Origin of the sequence: Frigoribacterium sp. PhB160 (assembly GCF_003751785.1) — a bacterium.
Classification (GTDB): domain Bacteria; phylum Actinomycetota; class Actinomycetes; order Actinomycetales; family Microbacteriaceae; genus Frigoribacterium.
In genome coordinates, this window is record NZ_RKIE01000001.1 from 1,024,168 (window position 1) to 1,040,769 (window position 16,602).

At 73.1% G+C, this 16,602-nt stretch carries 15 protein-coding genes; 13 read left to right on the top strand and 2 right to left on the bottom strand.

Annotated features, from left to right (window positions below; genetic code table 11):
* Positions 1–59: 59 nt before the first annotated feature.
* Positions 60–1,337 (top strand): mechanosensitive ion channel family protein, encoded by a 1,278-nt coding sequence (locus EDF38_RS04840; RefSeq protein ID WP_123354217.1) that lies wholly within the window; start codon positions 60–62, stop codon positions 1,335–1,337.
* A 70-nt stretch (positions 1,338–1,407) separates the two neighbouring features.
* On the opposite strand, the gene EDF38_RS04845 is transcribed toward EDF38_RS04840, so the two are convergent.
* A complete protein-coding gene (locus tag EDF38_RS04845; RefSeq protein WP_123354218.1) occupies positions 1,408–1,587 on the bottom strand; it encodes a hypothetical protein in 180 nt (59 codons plus the stop codon).
* Positions 1,588–1,785: 198 nt separating this feature from the next.
* Here EDF38_RS04845 and EDF38_RS04850 point away from each other — a divergent pair, with 198 nt between their 5' ends.
* Positions 1,786–2,940, top strand: a complete 1,155-nt coding sequence (locus EDF38_RS04850) for an SLC13 family permease (RefSeq protein ID WP_123354219.1) — start codon at positions 1,786–1,788, stop codon at positions 2,938–2,940.
* Positions 2,941–2,965: 25 nt separating this feature from the next.
* Here EDF38_RS04850 and EDF38_RS04855 read toward each other — a convergent pair whose 3' ends face one another.
* Positions 2,966–3,799 carry a sugar phosphate isomerase/epimerase gene (locus EDF38_RS04855; RefSeq protein WP_123354220.1) on the bottom strand — a complete coding sequence of 278 codons (834 nt, stop codon included), beginning with the start codon at positions 3,797–3,799 and terminating at the stop codon, positions 2,966–2,968.
* A gap of 104 nt (positions 3,800–3,903) precedes the next feature.
* Here EDF38_RS04855 and EDF38_RS04860 point away from each other — a divergent pair, with 104 nt between their 5' ends.
* From EDF38_RS04860 to ilvD, 11 genes are all read left to right on the top strand, one after another.
* Positions 3,904–4,674: a fructosamine kinase family protein gene (locus EDF38_RS04860; RefSeq protein WP_123354221.1), complete on the top strand. Its 771-nt coding sequence runs from the start codon at positions 3,904–3,906 to the stop codon at positions 4,672–4,674.
* A gap of 141 nt (positions 4,675–4,815) precedes the next feature.
* Positions 4,816–6,303 (top strand): alpha,alpha-trehalose-phosphate synthase (UDP-forming), encoded by a 1,488-nt coding sequence (gene otsA, locus EDF38_RS04865; protein ID WP_123354222.1) that lies wholly within the window; start codon positions 4,816–4,818, stop codon positions 6,301–6,303.
* On the top strand, positions 6,300–7,100 hold the full coding sequence (gene otsB / locus EDF38_RS04870) for a trehalose-phosphatase (protein ID WP_233572221.1): 801 nt from the start codon (positions 6,300–6,302) through the stop codon (positions 7,098–7,100). The genes otsA and otsB overlap by 4 nt, the downstream gene beginning before the upstream one ends.
* Positions 7,101–7,274: 174 nt before the next feature.
* Positions 7,275–10,241 carry a Na+/H+ antiporter subunit A gene (locus EDF38_RS04875; RefSeq protein ID WP_123354223.1) on the top strand — a complete coding sequence of 989 codons (2,967 nt, stop codon included), beginning with the start codon at positions 7,275–7,277 and terminating at the stop codon, positions 10,239–10,241.
* The gene (locus EDF38_RS04880) at positions 10,238–10,870 is read left to right on the top strand and encodes a Na(+)/H(+) antiporter subunit C (RefSeq protein WP_123354224.1); all 633 of its coding nucleotides are present in this window, start codon (positions 10,238–10,240) and stop codon (positions 10,868–10,870) included. The genes EDF38_RS04875 and EDF38_RS04880 overlap by 4 nt, the downstream gene beginning before the upstream one ends.
* Positions 10,867–12,462, top strand: coding sequence for a Na+/H+ antiporter subunit D (locus EDF38_RS04885; RefSeq protein ID WP_123354225.1), 1,596 nt, complete (start codon positions 10,867–10,869; stop codon positions 12,460–12,462). The genes EDF38_RS04880 and EDF38_RS04885 overlap by 4 nt, the downstream gene beginning before the upstream one ends.
* A complete protein-coding gene (locus EDF38_RS04890) occupies positions 12,459–13,094 on the top strand; it encodes a Na+/H+ antiporter subunit E (protein WP_123354226.1) in 636 nt (211 codons plus the stop codon). Before EDF38_RS04885 ends, EDF38_RS04890 begins: the two co-directional genes overlap by 4 nt.
* Positions 13,091–13,354: a monovalent cation/H+ antiporter complex subunit F gene (locus tag EDF38_RS04895; RefSeq protein ID WP_123354227.1), complete on the top strand. Its 264-nt coding sequence runs from the start codon at positions 13,091–13,093 to the stop codon at positions 13,352–13,354. The genes EDF38_RS04890 and EDF38_RS04895 overlap by 4 nt, the downstream gene beginning before the upstream one ends.
* Positions 13,351–13,896 carry a monovalent cation/H(+) antiporter subunit G gene (gene mnhG, locus EDF38_RS04900; protein WP_123354228.1) on the top strand — a complete coding sequence of 182 codons (546 nt, stop codon included), beginning with the start codon at positions 13,351–13,353 and terminating at the stop codon, positions 13,894–13,896. The genes EDF38_RS04895 and mnhG overlap by 4 nt, the downstream gene beginning before the upstream one ends.
* A gap of 15 nt (positions 13,897–13,911) precedes the next feature.
* Positions 13,912–14,760 (top strand): hypothetical protein, encoded by an 849-nt coding sequence (locus EDF38_RS04905; protein ID WP_123354229.1) that lies wholly within the window; start codon positions 13,912–13,914, stop codon positions 14,758–14,760.
* A gap of 67 nt (positions 14,761–14,827) precedes the next feature.
* Entirely contained in the window at positions 14,828–16,540 is a 1,713-nt protein-coding gene (ilvD, locus tag EDF38_RS04910) for a dihydroxy-acid dehydratase (protein ID WP_123354230.1), read from the top strand.
* Positions 16,541–16,602: the final 62 nt, after the last annotated feature.

Genomic DNA, 16,602 nt, shown 5'->3' on the forward strand with positions numbered 1-16,602 from the left:
TTCCAGCATGGACGCTCCCCGACCGGACGGGCTGTGCCCGCATCCGTCAAGGTGGTCGGATGCCTTGGTTGCCCCTGCTCGTCTCGCTCGTCTCCGCCGTCGTCCTCACCTTCGTCGTCTCCGCCGTCGTCGGCTGGGCCTTCGGCCTCGTCGCCAAGCGGAAGGAGTGGGCCCAGTCGTTCGTCGCCCGCATGCGACGACCCTTCCGCTGGACGCTCCTCGTCTCGCTGCTCGCCGTCGCCCTCGCGACCTCGCTGCCGCCGTGGCTGGGGTCGGACTACCCCGGCCAGGAGGTCGTGTACCAGCTCTCGCGGGTCGCCGTCATCGTCGTCGTCGCCTGGTTCGTGGGCGCGCTCGCCATCTTCTTCGAGGACCTCGGGCTCTCGCGCTACCGCGTCGACGTCGCCGACAACCGCGTCGCGCGCCGCGTGCGCACGCAGGTGCTGATCCTCCGGCGCCTCACGCTCGTCGTCATCGTCATCCTCGCGCTGGGGGCGGCCCTGCTCGGCTTCCCCGGGGTGGAGGCCGTCGGGGCGAGCGTGCTCGCGAGCGCGGGCCTCGTCTCCGTCGTCGCGGGCCTCGCCGCCCAGTCGACCCTGGCGAACGTCTTCGCGGGCATCCAGCTGGCCTTCAGCGACGCCATCCGCATCGACGACGTCGTCGTGGTCGAGGGGCAGTGGGGCCTCATCGAGGAGATCACGCTCTCGTACGTCGTCGTCCACATCTGGGACGACCGACGTCTCGTCCTGCCCTCGACCTACTTCACGACGACCCCGTTCGAGAACTGGACCCGCCGCAACAGCGAGCTGCTCGGCGCCGTCGAGTTCGACCTCGACTGGCGCGTCGACCCGGGCGCCATGCGCGAGGAGCTCGACCGCATCGTCGAGGGCACCGAGCTCTGGGACCGCCGCACGAAGGTGCTCCAGGTCACCGACGCGACCGGGGGCGTGGTGCGCGTGCGGATCCTCGTGACGGCCAAGGACGCCGGCACGCTCTTCGACCTCCGGTGCCTCGTCCGCGAGGAGATGATCGCCTGGCTGCACGCCTCGAGCCCGGCCGCCGTGCCGCGCCAGCGCGTGCAGATGGTCGAGGCCGAGCCGACGCCCGCCGTGCGACGCGGACGTGCCCCGGCGTCGACGGCCGGGCAGGGCGGCCTCTTCAGCGGCGACAACGCCGACTCCGAGCGCACCGCGCTCTTCACGCAGGCCATCCCGATCCAGCACGACGCCGCGCCCGAGCCGCGTCCGTACGCCTCGTCGCTCGGCGCCGAGGCCGAGGGCGACCCCCACGTCGCCGGTCAGCCGGGCGGGCGTCCTACCGGTCGCCCCGACCGCTGAGCCGGGGCGGAGACGGAAGGAGGCGCGTCCCGGTCGCCCGGGACGCGCCTCCTCGTCGTCGTCGACCGTGTCAGTCGTTCTCCTTGGCGGCCTCGACGACGTTGCCGACGGCGATGGCCGTGGTCGCCGCCCACGCGACCGCCGTCAGCAGCAGACGCCAGTCGCGCGGGCCCGCACTGAGGCTCTTCAGCAGGCTGATGCCGGAGAAGAGCGAGCTGATGATCGCTCCGTTGAAAAGGAATTTGCGCACTGGTCTCTCCTGGGTTCGGTGATGTCACCGTACCCGTCCGGTCGCGCGAGCGTCCCGGTCGTCCCGTCCGCCGTGACGGGCGTCGGCCGGAGAACGCAGCCCGCCCGCTCGGTGCACACCGTGCAGCTCGCGGAGCCGTAAGGTGAGCTGCCCGGCACCCCCGTCGCCCGGCTCGTCCCGTCTCGTCCCGGAGGTCTCGTGCGCACAGCCGTGCTCGGAGCGGTGCTGCTCGTCGTGGGCGTGGTCGCCGTCGTCGCCGGCGTGCTGACCGGGGAGGACCTGCTCGTCCTGCTCGAGCGCGTCGCCCCGGTGCTGGGATTCGTGGTCGCCCTCACGGTGGTCGCCGAGCTCGCGTCGGAGGCCGGCCTCTTCTCGTGGCTCGCGAGCGCCGCCGCCCGCGCCGCCCGGGGCCGCGTCGTCGTGCTCTGGGCGGCCGTCGTCGCCCTCGCCCTCGTCTGCACCGTGTTCTTGTCGCTCGACACGACGGCCGTGCTGCTGACGCCCGTCGTCGTGCTCGTCGCGCGGGCCGTGGGGCTGCCGCCGCTGCCCTTCGCCCTCACGACGGTCTGGCTCGCCAACGCCGGCTCGATGCTGCTGCCGGTGTCGAACCTCACGAACCTGCTGGCGCTGCGCGCCCTCGGCGACCCGTCCCCGTTCGCGTTCGCCGCCCTCGTCGCCCCGGCGGCCGTCGTCTCGGCCGTCGTGCCCGTCGCGGCCGTCGGCCTCCGCTACCGCCGCGAGCTCTCGGGCCGGTTCACGCCGCCCGCCCCGGACGCCCCGGAGGACCGCGTGCTCTTCACGACCGCGGCGATCGCCGTGGCGCTGCTCGTCCCGGCGCTCGTGTCGGGGGTCGAGGTGTGGATCCCGGCCACCGCGGCGGCCGTCGTGCTCGTCGTCGCGACGGCGCTCCGTCGCCCCGCCGTGCTCCGGGTCGGCCTCGTGCCGTGGGGCACGATCCTGTTCGCCAGCGGTCTCTTCGTCGTCGTCGAGGCGGCCCACTCGCTCGGCCTCGCCGACGCCCTCGCCGTCGTCGTGGGCCAGGGCGAGTCGCTGCCCGAGCTGCTGCGCCTCGCCGCCGGCAGCGCGGTCGCCGCCAACGCGGTCAACAACCTGCCCGCCTACCTCGCGCTCGAGCCGGTGGCGGGGTCGCCCCTCCGCTTGGTCGCCGTGCTGGTGGGGGTCAACGTCGGCTGCCTCGTCGCGCCGTGGGCGTCGCTGGCGACGCTCCTCTGGCACTCGCGCCTCACGTCGATGGGCGTCGAGGTGCCGTGGGGGAAGGTCGTCCTCGGCGGGCTCGGCGTGGCCGTGGTCGCCGTGCCGCTCGCCGTCGTGGCGACGGCGCTCGCGGCCTAGCCGGGCGGGCGGACGACGCCGCCGGTCAGGCCCGCGTCGGACGCCGAGCGGGGTGCCGCGCGGCGAGGTGGGTGCGCGCGAAGGCGACGGTGCGCCTCAGGGAGTCGACCCGCGCCTCCTCGGGGTCCGTGCCGTCGCGGTGGTCGCTCGCGTGGACCTCGGCGACCACCGAGCCCGACCAGCCCGAGCCCGCCAGGTGCGCCAGCACCTCGGCGACCGGCTGCGTGCCCGTGCCCGGCACGAGGTGCTGGTCGACGAGGCCGCCGGGGCGGGTCGAGAGCACGCCGTCGCAGAGGTGCACGTGCCGGAGCCGGGGCCCGAGCGCGAGCGCCAGGTCGAGCGCGTCGCGGCCGGCGACCGCCGCGTGCGAGAGGTCGAGCGTCGCCGCGTCGACGTCGAACGTCCAGGGGTCGTGCCCGGGGGAGTAGACGTCGGCCCGCACCGGCCCGAGCCGCCACGGGAACATGTTCTCGACGGCGAGCACGACGCCCGTCGCCGCCGCGACCTCGCGGACCGTCTCGAGGAACCCGGCGGCGTGCCGACGCTGCCAGCGGAACGGCGGGTGCACGACGACGGTCGCGGCGCCGAGCTCCGCCGCGAGGTGGGCCGACCTGGCGAGCTTCTCGCGCTGGTCGCGGCCGAAGGCGAAGTGCGCCGCCGGCAGCACCGGCGCGTGCACCGACAGCACCGGCAGCCCCCAGCGCGACGAGGAGGCGCGGAGCAGCCGGGCGTCGCGCGTCCGTCGATCGCCGGTCACCATCACCTCGACCCCGTCGAAGCCGGTCGTCCGGGCGAGGCGGAAGGCCTCGTCGACGGACCGGGGGGAGACGCAGGACGTGCTCATTCCGACCGTGATCACGCCGCCAGGCTACGGTCGGCGCCGTGCGCGGCGCGGGCCGTCGCGGTGAACGTCGCGAGAACGCTCGATGGACGTCGGGCCGCCGCCCGAGGCAGGCTGGACCGATGAGCCCGTACGTCAAGCAGCACGCCCACGCCCCCGACGGGTTCTTCGAGGCGGAGGCCGCCGGCCTCGCCTGGCTCGCCGAGGCGACGCCGGCCGGCGGTGCCCGGGTGGTCCGGGTCGAGTCGGTCGCCCCCGGCCGCATCGTCCTGGAGCAGATCGCGGAGGCGCGGCCCACGCCCGAGCACATGCGCGCCTTCGGTGCCGCGCTCGCCGCCACCCACGCCGCCGGGGCCGAGGCGTTCGGCGCGCCGCCTGCCGGGTGGACGGGGCCGACGTTCATCGGCAGCCGGCCCCAGGAGACGACGCCGACCGAGTCGTGGGGCGCGTTCTACGCGGCCCAGCGCGTGCTGCCGTCCGCGCGGGTCGCCGTCGGGGCCGGCTCGTTGACGCCCGGCGAGCTCGAGGTGGTCGAGCGGGCCTGCCGGGCGGTCGCGGGCGGAGCCTTCGACGACGGGTCCGCACCGGCACGCCTGCACGGCGACCTCTGGGCCGGCAACGTGCTCGCGGACGCCGACGGGGTCGTGCTCATCGACCCCGCGGCGCACGGCGGGCACCGCGAGACCGACCTGGCGATGCTGCAGCTGTTCGGCTGCCCGCACCTCGACGCGGTGCTGGCGGGGTACGAGGCCGCATCGCGCCTCCGGGCGGGGTGGCGCGAGCGGGTGCCGCTGCACCAGCTGCACCCGCTGGCCGTGCACGCGGCGGGTCACGGACGCGGCTACGGGACGGCGCTCGTCGACGCGGCGGAGGCCGTGCTGCGCCTCGGCTGACGGCCAGGGCCCGCGACGGCGACGACCCGGTCGGAGGCGCGGGCCGGGGGACAGCCCCGCCCCGGTGTCGATCACGGCCGCGCTGATAATCTGGCCGTCCCGCGCCACCGCGGGGCTGACCCCCGGAGCTGATCGACCCCCATGCCAGACACCGCCGACCGTCGCTACAGTTTCGTCGTCGTCTCGAACCGCCTGCCCGTCGACCGCGTCGTCGCCGACGACGGCTCGGCCTCGTGGCAGCACTCGCCGGGCGGCCTCGTCACGGCCCTGCAGCCCGTCATGCGCGCCAACGAGGGCGCGTGGGTCGGCTGGGCCGGCCAGCCCGACCTCGAGTTCGAGCCCTTCCGCGACGACGGCATCGAGATCGTGCCCGTGCCGCTCAGCGCGGAGGAGGTGCAGCGCTACTACGAGGGTTTCAGCAACGACACCCTCTGGCCGCTCTACCACGACGTCATCGCCGCGCCCACGTACCACCGCGTCTGGTGGGAGTCGTACGTCCAGGTCAACCAGCGATTCGCCGACCGCGCCGCCGAGATCACGGAGGAGGGCGGCACGATCTGGGTGCAGGACTACCAGCTGCAGCTCGTGCCGCGCATGCTGCGCGAGGCCCGCCCCGACCTCACGATCGGCTTCTTCAACCACATCCCGTTCCCGCCGCTCGGCATCTTCTCGCAGCTGCCCTGGCGCACGCAGATCCTCGAGGGCCTGCTGGGCGCCGACGTCATCGGGTTCCAGCGCGCCGACGACGCGTCGAACTTCTCCCGGGCCGTCCGCCACCTGCTCGGCTGGTCCACGACCCGTCCCTACGTCGAGGTGCCCGTCGACGACGAGCGCGCCGAGACGTCGCGCCGCGGCCGCAAGGTGCGCCGCGTGCTCGCCAAGCACTTCCCGATCTCGATCGACGCCGCGAGCTACGAAGAGCTGGCCGCGCGGCCCGACATCCAGCAGCGAGCCCGCGAGATCCGCGAGGGGCTCGGCAACCCGAAGACGGTCATGCTCGGCGTCGACCGCCTCGACTACACCAAGGGCATCCGCCACCGCATGAAGGCGTTCGGCGAGCTGCTCGCCGACGGGCGCCTCTCGGTCGAGGACGCCACCCTCGTGCAGGTGGCGAGCCCGAGCCGCGAGCGGGTCGAGACGTACAAGACCCTGCGCGACGAGATCGAGCTCACCGTCGGCCGCGTCAACGGCGACTACGCCACGATGAGCCACACCGCCATCAGCTACCACCACCACGGCTACCCGCGAGAAGAGATGGTGGCGCTCTACCTGGCGGCCGACATCATGCTCGTCACGGCCCTCCGCGACGGCATGAACCTCGTCGCGAAAGAGTACGTCGCGGTCCGTCGCGACAACGACGGCGTGCTCGTGCTGAGCGAGTTCGCCGGCGCGGCCGACGAGCTGAAGAGCGCCCTGCTCATCAACCCGCACGACATCGGCGGCATGAAGAACACGATCATGCGCGCGATCGAGATGCCGCGCCGCGACCGGGCGACGCGCATGCGGTCGCTCCGCAAGCGCGTGCTCGAGAACGACGTGGCCAGCTGGTCGGCGTCGTTCCTCCAGGCGCTCGAGAACGTGCGCCCCGGCCAGCAGATCACCCCCGCGAGCGAGGACGACCAGTCATGACCGACACCACCGCGGCCGAGGCCGCCCAGACCGCCCTCTCGGACGCGCTCGGCCGTCTCGCGACGACCCCGCGCCTCCTCGTCGCCCTCGACTTCGACGGCACCCTCGCGCCCGAGGTCGACGCCGCCATGGAGGCGCGGGCCCTGCCCGAGGCGCTCGACGCGATCCGCAGGCTGGTCGCCCTCGACGCCACGACGGTCGCCCTCGTCTCCGGGCGGGACATGTCGTCCCTGACCCGGATCGCCGAGACCCCCGACGAGGTGCTGCTCGTCGGGTCGCACGGCATCGAGGTGCGCGTCGACGGCCACACGACCTCGCTCACCGAGGAGGAGCTCGCCCGGCGCGAGGTCATCTCGTCGGTGATGCACGGCGCCGCCGACGGCCGCGACGGCGTGTTCGTCGAGGAGAAGCCCGCCGGGCTCGCCCTGCACACGCGCCTCGCCGACGCCGAGACGACGCGCGAGGTGCGGGCCGCCGTGCACGACGGGCTCGTCGACGTGGCCGGCGTCCACGAGCGCGAGGGCAAGAACGTCCGTGAGTACGCGGTCCGCGCCACGGGCAAGGACGACGGCGTGGCCCGGCTGCGGGAGGCGGTCCACGCGACGGCCGTCCTCTTCGCCGGCGACGACGTCACCGACGAGGACGCCCTCCGGTCGCTCTCCGGCGCCGACGTCGGCGTCAAGGTCGGGGCGTCCGACCTCGAGACGGCCGCGGCCCACCGCGTGGGCGACCCGTGGGCGGTGGCCCGGCTGCTGCACGAGCTGGCCGACCTGCGCGAGCACCTCGGCCACGCCTGAGCCTCACGTCGGGGGCGGATGATCCTCCTGCGGGCGAGGTCCCGTCAACTCGTCCCTGGCGGATCCAGGCGGTCCTCCCAGGTGGCCGCCAGGTAGACTTATCTTCCCGCCCGACTCCCCGTCGCTGCTCACCCGATGCGTGCGACGAGCTCGACAGCCGACGGAGGTGCCCCTGTGATCGTCGCACTCTCGTCGTTCGTGCTGGCCGCGATCATCGTGGCCTCGATCGGCCGCCGTCTCGGTTCCTGGCTCTTCGTCTGGGCCTCGGTCGTGCCGTTCGCCGTCATGGCCTACACGGCCACGCAGGGGCCCGCCGTCCTCTCCGGCCAGGTGCCCGTCGACTCGGTCGAGTGGATCCCGCAGCTCGGCATCAGCCTGACGCTGCGGCTCGACGTCCTGGCCTGGGTGCTCGCCCTCGTCGTCACCGGCGTCGGCGGACTCGTCCTGCTCTACTGCGCCCGGTACTTCCGGCCCGACGAGAAGTCGGTCGCCCGCTTCGCGGCCGTCCTGGTCGCCTTCGCGGGCGCCATGTACGGGCTCGTCACGAGCGACGACGTCTTCGTCCTCTTCGTCTTCTGGGAGGCCACCAGCGTCTTCTCGTACCTGCTGATCGGGCACTACACCGACAAGCAGGCCAGCCGCGGCGCCGCCCTGCAGGCCCTCATCGTCACCACGGCGGGCGGGCTGGCGATGCTCGTCGGCCTCGTGCTGCTCGCGGTGGCCGGCGGCACCTCGTCGCTCGCCGAGCTCGTCGCGTCGCCGCCGTCGGGCACGGTCGTCACCGTCGCCGTGATGCTCGTGCTCGTCGGGGCGCTCAGCAAGTCGGCGCTCGTGCCGTTCCACTTCTGGCTGCCCGCGGCCATGGCCGCGCCCACGCCCGTCAGCGCGTACCTGCACGCGGCCGCGATGGTCAAGGCCGGCATCTACCTCGTGGCGCGCCTGGCGCCGGGCTACCACGACGTGCCCGGCTGGCAGGAGGTGATCGTCACGGTCGGGGTCGTGACGATGCTCCTCGGCGGGTACCGGGCCCTCCGCCAGCACGACCTCAAGCTCGTCCTGGCCTACGGCACCGTCAGCCAGCTCGGCTTCCTCACGATCGTCGCGGGCTACGGCACGCGCGACGCGGCCCTCGCGGCCCTCGCCCTCCTCGTCGCGCACGCCCTCTTCAAGGCCACGCTCTTCCTCGTGGTCGGCGTCATCGACCACCGCGCCGGCACGCGCGACCTGCGGAAGCTCTGCGGGCTCGGTCGGCAGGCTCCCGTGCTCGTCGTCATCACGGTCCTGGCGCTCGCCTCGATGGCGGGCGTGCCGCCGACCTTCGGCTTCGTCGCGAAGGAGGCCGTGCTCTCGGCGCTCCTCGCCGACGCCGAGCACGGCTCGACCTGGGGCTGGATCGCCCTCGTCGGCGTCGTGGTGGGCTCGATCCTCACCGTGGCCTACAGCCTCCGCTTCCTCTGGGGCGCGTTCGCCCGCAAGTCCGGCGTCGAGCCGGTCGAGTTCGTGCGCGAGCACCTCGACTTCCTCGTCTCGCCCGCCGTGCTCGCGCTCCTCGGCCTCGTGCTCGGCTTCCTGGCCGGGCCGCTCGACCGCGTGTTCACGCTCTACGCCGACACCGTCCCGGCCGTCGAGGGCGAGCACGGCCCCTACCACCTGGCGCTCTGGCACGGCCTCGAGCCGGCCCTCGGGCTGACGGCGCTCTCGCTCGTCGTCGGCGCGGCGTTGTTCTGGCAGAAGGAGCGCGTGGCGCGCGTGCAGAAGGCGGTCTCGTTCCTGCCCCGCGCCTCCGACGGGTACGTCCGCATCATGACGGCGATCGACACGACGGCGTCGCGCACGACGGCCACGACGCAGCGCGGGTCGCTGCCCTTCTACCTCGGCACGATCCTCATCGTCTTCGTGCTCTCGTCGGTCGTGACCCTCTCGCTCAACCGCAGCTGGCCGAGCGGCGCCGAGATCTGGGACTACCCGGCACAGCTCGCCGTCGGCGTGCTCATGATCATCGGCGCGGTCGCCGCGGCGCGGTCGAACAAGCGGTTCCAGGCCGTCGTGCTCGTGGGCGTCACGGGCTACGGCATGGCGGCGCTCTTCGCGCTGCACGGCGCGCCCGACCTGGCGCTCACCCAGGTGCTGATCGAGACCATCACCCTCATCGCCTTCGTCCTCGTGCTGCGGCGCCTGCCCGCGCGCCTGGGCGACCGCAACGGCCGCAGCCACAGCGTGCTGCGCGCGGTCATCGCCGTCGCGGTCGGCTGCACCATGGCGACCATCGCCGTCGTGGCGCTCGGTGCCCGCTCCGGGGCGACGATCTCGGGGGCGTTCCCCGACCTCGCCGTCACGGGCGGCCACGGCAAGAACGTCGTGAACGTGACCCTCGTCGACATCCGCGGATGGGACACGATGGGCGAGATCAGCGTGCTCATCGTCGCCGCGACCGGCGTCGCCAGCCTCGTGTTCCTCACCTCGCGCACCGACATGCTGCCGCGGCCCGCCCGTCGCACCCGGGCGCAGCGCTTCCTCGCCCGCGTCCGCCCCGAGCGCGAGCCCGCCCCCGAGCGCCCCGAGAACGTCGCGCCGCAGGCCGGCCCGGAGGACGCCGACAGCGAGGGCGACCGCAGGGCGTGGTTGCTGGCCGGGCGGAAGCTCGCGCCGCAGAACCGGTCGATCCTGCTCGAGGTCGTCGTCCGGCTGCTCTTCCACGCCATCGTCGTGGTCTCGATCTACCTGCTCTTCGCGGGGCACAACCTGCCCGGCGGCGGCTTCGCCGGCGGACTCGTGGCGGGCATGGCCTTCGTCGCGCGGTACCTGGCGGGCGGTCGCTTCGAGCTCGGCGCCGCGGCGCCCCTGGACGCGGGCAAGGTGCTGGGCACCGGGCTCCTCGTCGTGGTGCTGACGGCAGTGGTGCCCCTCTTCCTCGGTGCGGACGCGCTGACCTCGACCTGGTTCGAGGCCGAGGTGCCCGTGCTCGGCCACGTCGAGTTCGTCACCTCCACCTTCTTCGACGTCGGCGTGTACCTCGTGGTGGTCGGGCTCGTGCTCGACGTCCTCCGCAGCCTCGGCGCCGAGGTCGACCGCCAAGAAGAAGAGGACGACCGCGGCGACGCCTCGGTCACCGCCACGACGAAGGAGGAGGTCGGCTCGTGAGCATCTCCCTCGTCCTCGTCGTCGTCATGGCCGCGCTGTACTCCTGCGGCATCTACCTCATGCTCGAGCGCAGCATGACCCGGGTGCTGCTCGGCTTCCTGCTGGTGGGCAACGCGACGAACATCCTCATCCTCACCATGTCGGGCCGGAAGGGCGCCGCCCCGATCGTCGACGGGCAGGCCGACCCGTCGGAGTTCGCCGACCCGCTGCCGCAGGCCCTCGTGCTCACGGCGATCGTCATCACCTTCGGCGTCTCGGCCTTCCTCCTCGCGCTCATCTACCGCTCGTGGCGCCTCGCGCAGGAGGACGACGTCACCGACGACCTGGAAGACCTCGAGATCGGCATCCGCGGGGTGCCGAGCGAGAAGGAGGCCGAACAGGGCGACGGCGACGACCAGGCGGGCGGCGACACCGAGTTCGGCGACCGCGCCGAGGCAGCGGTGCCCGGCGGCCACCAGGACGAGGTCGACGAGGACGACGACGCCTGGGACCACGCCCCCGCCGAGACCGTGCCGCTCGCCGACCCCGAGCACGCGCCCCACCACGACCCCGACCACCCGGAACGCAGCCGAGACGTGGGCCAGTACCGCACCGACGACGACCACGACCCGAGGGGAGACCGCGCATGAACGTCGACTTCCTCGTCCCGCTCGTCGTCCTGGTGCCGCTCCTCGGCGCCGCGACCGCGCTGATCGCGACGCGTCGGCCGCGGCTCCAGGCCGTCCTGACCATCGCGGCACTCGCGATCGTCGTCGTGATCAGCGTCGTGCTGCTCGTCGTCGTCGACCGCGACGGCGCCATCGCCGTGCAGATCGGCGGGTGGGAGGCGCCCTTCGGCATCCTCCTCGTCGTCGACCGGCTCGCCGCGCTCATGCTCACGATCTCGTCGATCGTGCTGCTCGCGGTGTTCGTCTACTCGGTCGGGCAGGGCTCGGCCGACGGCGACGGCGACGCCCCGGTGTCGATCTACAACCCGACGTACCTCATCCTCGCGGCGGGCGTGTTCGACGCCTTCGCCGCCGGCGACCTGTTCAACCTCTACGTCGGCTTCGAGATGCTGCTGATCGCCAGCTACGTGCTGATCACGCTCGGCGGCACGGAGCAGCGCATCCGGGCCGGCGTGACGTACATCGTCGTCAGCCTGCTCTCGAGCGTGCTGTTCCTCGCGTCGATCGCGATGATCTACGGCGCCCTGGGCACGGTGAACATCGCCGACATCGCCCAGAAGATGGACACCATCCCGCCCGACGTGCAGACGATCATCCACGTCATGCTCCTGACGGCGTTCGGCATCAAGGCCGCGATCTTCCCGCTGTCGTTCTGGCTGCCCGACTCGTACCCGACGGCTCCCGCGCCCGTCACCGCCGTGTTCGCGGGGCTGCTGACGAAGGTCGGCGTCTACGCCATCATCCGCACCGAGACCGTGCTCTTCGTCGAGAGCAACGTCAACGTCTACCTGCTGATCATCGCCCTCCTGACGATGGTCGTGGGCATCCTCGGCGCGGTGGCGCAGGCCGACATCAAGCGCCTGCTCTCGTTCACCCTGGTCAGCCACATCGGCTACATGATCTTCGGCATCGCCCTCGGCACGGTCGAGGGGCTGGCCGCGACGATCTACTACGTGGTGCACCACATCACCGTGCAGACGACGCTCTTCCTCGCGGCGGGGCTGATCGAGAGACGAGGAGGCACGGCCTCCGTCCTGAGGCTCGGCGGGCTCCTCAAGGCGGCCCCGGTCGTCGCCGTGCTCTTCTTCATCCCGGCTCTCAACCTCGGCGGCATCCCGCCCTTCTCGGGCTTCATCGGGAAGGTGGCGCTCTTCGACGCCGGGGCGCGCCTCCACGCCCCCCTCGTGTACGTGCTGCTCGGCGCCGGCGCGCTCACCTCGCTGCTGACGCTCTACGCCCTCATGCGCGCCTGGAACCTCGCGTTCTGGCGCCCGAAGAGCGAGGTCGAGAACCACGAGTCGCCCCTCACGGAGCGCCTCGAGGAGGCCCCCGGCCGCACGCAGGTGCAGCAGAAGCGCGCGAACCCGCGCACGATGATCGGCGCGACGGCCGGCATGGTGCTCGTGACCCTCGTGCTGACGGTCGCCGCCGGCCCGCTCTACGGCGTGGCCGAGCGCGCGGCGGGCCGGGTCTACGGCTCGAACGCGTACGTCCAGCTGGTCTTCCCCGACAGCGAGGGCGAGAGCACGATCCCGGAGGAGAGCCTGCCGTGACCGCTCGCCCGTCGCCCCACGAGGTCGGTCGCAGCCTGCTGAGGCAGCTGCCGCTGCTCGTCGGGCTCGTCGTCCTATGGATGTTCCTCTGGAACCAGCTGACCGTCCTCTCGCTCGTCTCGGGCGTGGTCGTGGCCCTGCTCGTCACGCGCGTGTTCTTCCTGCCGCCGGTCGAGCTGAGCGGCCGGTTCAACCTCGGCTGGGCCGTGGTCTTCCTCGGGCGCTTCCTGTTCGACCTCGTCGTCGCCTCCGTCGAGGTGGCCTGGAAGGCCGTCCGCCCCGCGGGCGTCCGGTCGAACGCCATCGTCGCCGTCCAGCTGCACACCCGATCGGACTTCATCATGACCCTCGTGGCCGAGGCGGTCTCGCTCGTCCCCGGCTCGCTCGTCGTCGAGGCCGACCGGGAGCGCTCGATCCTGTACATGCACGCCCTGGCCGTCGAGGACGCCGACGGCGTCGAGGAGGTGCGCGCGTCCGTGCTCGGGTTCGAGAAGCGCATCGCGCGCGCGCTCGGCAGCGAGGACGACCTCCGACGCATCGCCGCGGGCGTCCCCGCGACCGACGACGCCCCGACCGACCGGTCGTCGGCCGACGTGCCCGTCAACGAGAAGCGGAAGGGGGTCGCGTCGTGACCGTCGTCGCCTGGCTCGTCGGCATCCTGTTCGCCTTCGCGGCGCTCGCCTCGGTGTGGCGCATCGTCCGTGGGCCCTCGATCCTCGACCGCATGATCGCCTCCGACATGCTCCTGACGACGCTGATCTGCGTGCTCGCCGCCGACATGGTCTTCGGCCACCACACGCGCACCCTGCCCGTCATCATCGTGCTGGCGCTCACCGCGGTCTTCGGCTCGATCACGGTCGCCCGCTACGTCTCCCGGCAGGACCCGTCATGAGCGAGACCTTCTACGACGTCGCCAGCTCGGTCATGCTGATCGCCGGGGCCCTGCTCTCGGTCGCCGCGGGCGTGGGCCTGCTGCGCTTCCCCGACGCGCTCTCGCGCATGCACGCCGCCACCAAGCCGCAGATCTTCGGCCTCGTGCTCGTGCTCGCCGCCATCGCGCTCGACCAGCACACCCTGGCGACGATCGCCTCCCTGCTGGTGGTGCTGCTCTTCCAGATGCTCACCGCGCCGATCTCGGCCCACATGATCGGCCGGGCCGGCTACCGCAACGGCGACCTGCGTCGCGACCTGCTCGTCGTCGACGAGCTCGACGAGGCCGTGGCCCGGGCGGGGGAGGAGCTCTCGTCCGACGGCGACGACCTCTCCGAGGTCGACACCTCGACCCTGCCGGTGGGCTCGGCCGACGCCCTCGCGGTCGAGCTCGACCGGCTCGACGGCCTCGACGACTCCGAGGGCGACGACGCGGCGCACGACGACCCGGCGCGGGAGCGCGAGCACGACCCTCGTCACCCGGAGGACCCCGGGCTGTCCTGACGGCCCGCCAGAGCGATGACCGACCCCCACCAGGCCCGACCGGTCGACACGGCCGCGCGGCTCGAGGCCGACCCCGACCTCCGCGCCGCCGTCGCCGCCGAGTACGGGGGAGGCCAGCCCCTCGACGACCTGCTCGCGTCGCTCTCGGCGCAGGGCGCGGCCGGCGCCGGCGTCCGCGACGACGACCTCGGCGAGGCGGTCTTCGGGCGTCCCGCACCCGGGGGCGACCCGGCGCCGTCGGCGGGCGCCGCCGAGGCGTGGCAGCGGCGCCACGACGACCGGCGTCGCGACGAGGCCGAGCTCCGTCGGGCGCTCGAGGCCGTCACGTCGGGCACCGACGTGGCCGCGGGTCGTCGTCGACGGCGCCGGAGGCGCGGGGCGGCCCTCGCCGCCGGCGCGCTCGTCGTCGCCGTGACGGCCGTCGTCGCGGTCGTCGCCCTCGCCGGTCGCCCGGCGGACGCCCCCGTGGCGCCCACGGCGTCGGCCTCCGCCACCGGCGACGCCTCGCTCGTCGCGGAGCGTCTCGCCGCGCCCTTCTTCGACCGGGAGCAGGTGCCGTCCGACGTCCCCACCTCCAGCTCCGCCCGCGCCTTCGAGGGCCTCGACCCCGGGTCGTTCCGCCGGTCGGTCACGGGGGATGGCGACGCCGCCTACGTCGCGAGGTCGACCTCCGGCGACTGGTGCCTCGTCGTCGCCGAGACCGCGTCCGAGCAGGTCGCGTGGTCGTGCGCCGCGGCGGCCGACGTGCTCGCCACGCCGATCGAGATGCACGTCGCCTTTCCCGGCGGCCGCGAGGTCGAGGCCACGTGGGACCTCCGATCGGCCACCGTCACCCTCGACGACCACCCCGGCGACGACGGCTGACCGGAGGCGCGGGGCCGGGTCGCGCACGCGGCGCGGCGGAGTCGGCGGCGGGCCCTAAACTCGACCCATGCCAGAGAAGGACACCCAGGCCGGGATCGACATCAAACCGCGCAGCCGCGTCGTCACGGACGGCGTCGAGGCGACCACGTCGCGGGGCATGCTCCGCGCGGTGGGCATGGGCGACGAGGACTGGGAGAAGCCCCAGATCGGCATCGCCAGCAGCTGGAACGAGATCACGCCCTGCAACCTGTCGCTCGACCGCCTCGCGCAGGGCGCGAAGGAGGGCGTGCACGGCGGCGGGGGCTACCCGCTGCAGTTCGGCACCGTCTCGGTCTCCGACGGCATCTCGATGGGCCACGAGGGCATGCACTTCTCGCTCGTGTCGCGCGAGGTCATCGCCGACAGCGTCGAGGTCGTCATGAACGCCGAGCGCCTGGACGGCAGCGTGCTGCTCGCCGGCTGCGACAAGTCGCTGCCGGGCATGCTCATGGCCGCGGCCCGACTCGACCTCGCCAGCGTCTTCCTCTACGCGGGCAGCGTCGCCCCCGGCTGGGTCAAGCTCAGCGACGGCACCGAGAAGAACGTCACGATCATCGACTCGTTCGAGGCCGTCGGCGCCCACAAGGCCGGCGCCATCAGCGACGACGACCTCAAGGCCATCGAGTGCGCGATCGTGCCGGGCGAGGGCGCGTGCGGCGGCATGTACACCGCGAACACCATGGCGAGCGTCGCCGAGGCCCTCGGCATGAGCCTGCCCGGCTCGGCCTCGCCGCCCTCGGCCGACCGCCGTCGCGACTACTTCGCCCACCGCTCGGGCGAGGCCGTCGTGAACCTGCTGCGCCTCGGCATCACCACCCGCGACATCCTCACGAAGAAGGCGTTCGAGAACGCCATCGCCGTGGCCATGGCGTTCGGCGGGTCGACCAACGTCGTGCTGCACCTGCTGGCCATCGCCTACGAGGCCGAGGTCGACCTCACGATCGACGACTTCAACCGCATCGGCGACACCGTCCCGCACATCGGCGACCTCAAGCCCTTCGGCAAGTACGTCATGAACGACGTCGACCGCATGGGCGGCGTGCCCGTCGTCATGAAGGCGCTCCTCGACGCCGGCCTGATCCACGGCGACTGCCTCACCGTCACCGGCAAGACCGTCGCCGAGAACCTCGAGGCCATCAAGCCCAAGCCCCTCGACGGCGAGGTGCTGCGCACGCTCGAGAACCCGATCCACGCGACCGGCGGCCTGACCGTGCTGAGCGGCACCATGGCCCCCGAGGGCGCCGTCGTCAAGACGGCCGGCTTCGACGCCTCCGTCTTCGAGGGCCCCGCCAAGGTGTTCGAGCGCGAGCGCGGGGCGATGGACGCCCTCACCGAGGGCCGCATCGTCGCCGGCGACGTCGTGGTCATCCGCTACGAGGGCCCCAAGGGCGGTCCGGGCATGCGCGAGATGCTGGCCATCACGGCCGCCATCAAGGGCGCTGGCCTCGGCAAGGATGTACTACTGTTGACGGACGGACGATTCTCAGGCGGCACAACCGGCCTGTGCATCGGCCACATAGCACCCGAAGCGGTCGACTCCGGTCCGATCGCCTTCGTGCGCGATGGCGATCTGATCCGTGTCGACATCGCCGCTCGCTCGATCGACCTACTCGTCGACCCGGCTGAGCTCGAGTCCCGCCGCGACGGCTGGGCTCCTCTTCCCCCGCGCTACACCCGCGGTGTCCTCGCCAAGTACGCGCGCCAGGTCCGCTCCGCGGCCGAGGGCGCCGTCACCTACTAGACGACGTCCGGTCGGCCGCCCGCCGTGCACCGGCAGGCGGCCGCCGTCGACGTCCGTCATCA

Coding starts and splice junctions, on each gene's coding strand:
- otsB (WP_233572221.1), top strand. CDS start 6,300: ATGACCGACACCACCGCGGCCGAGGCCGCCCAGACCGCCCTCTCGGAC.
- EDF38_RS04885 (WP_123354225.1), top strand. CDS start 10,867: ATGAACGTCGACTTCCTCGTCCCGCTCGTCGTCCTGGTGCCGCTCCTC.
- EDF38_RS04840 (WP_123354217.1), top strand. CDS start 60: ATGCCTTGGTTGCCCCTGCTCGTCTCGCTCGTCTCCGCCGTCGTCCTC.
- EDF38_RS04905 (WP_123354229.1), top strand. CDS start 13,912: ATGACCGACCCCCACCAGGCCCGACCGGTCGACACGGCCGCGCGGCTC.
- EDF38_RS04860 (WP_123354221.1), top strand. CDS start 3,904: ATGAGCCCGTACGTCAAGCAGCACGCCCACGCCCCCGACGGGTTCTTC.
- otsA (WP_123354222.1), top strand. CDS start 4,816: ATGCCAGACACCGCCGACCGTCGCTACAGTTTCGTCGTCGTCTCGAAC.
- ilvD (WP_123354230.1), top strand. CDS start 14,828: ATGCCAGAGAAGGACACCCAGGCCGGGATCGACATCAAACCGCGCAGC.
- mnhG (WP_123354228.1), top strand. CDS start 13,351: ATGAGCGAGACCTTCTACGACGTCGCCAGCTCGGTCATGCTGATCGCC.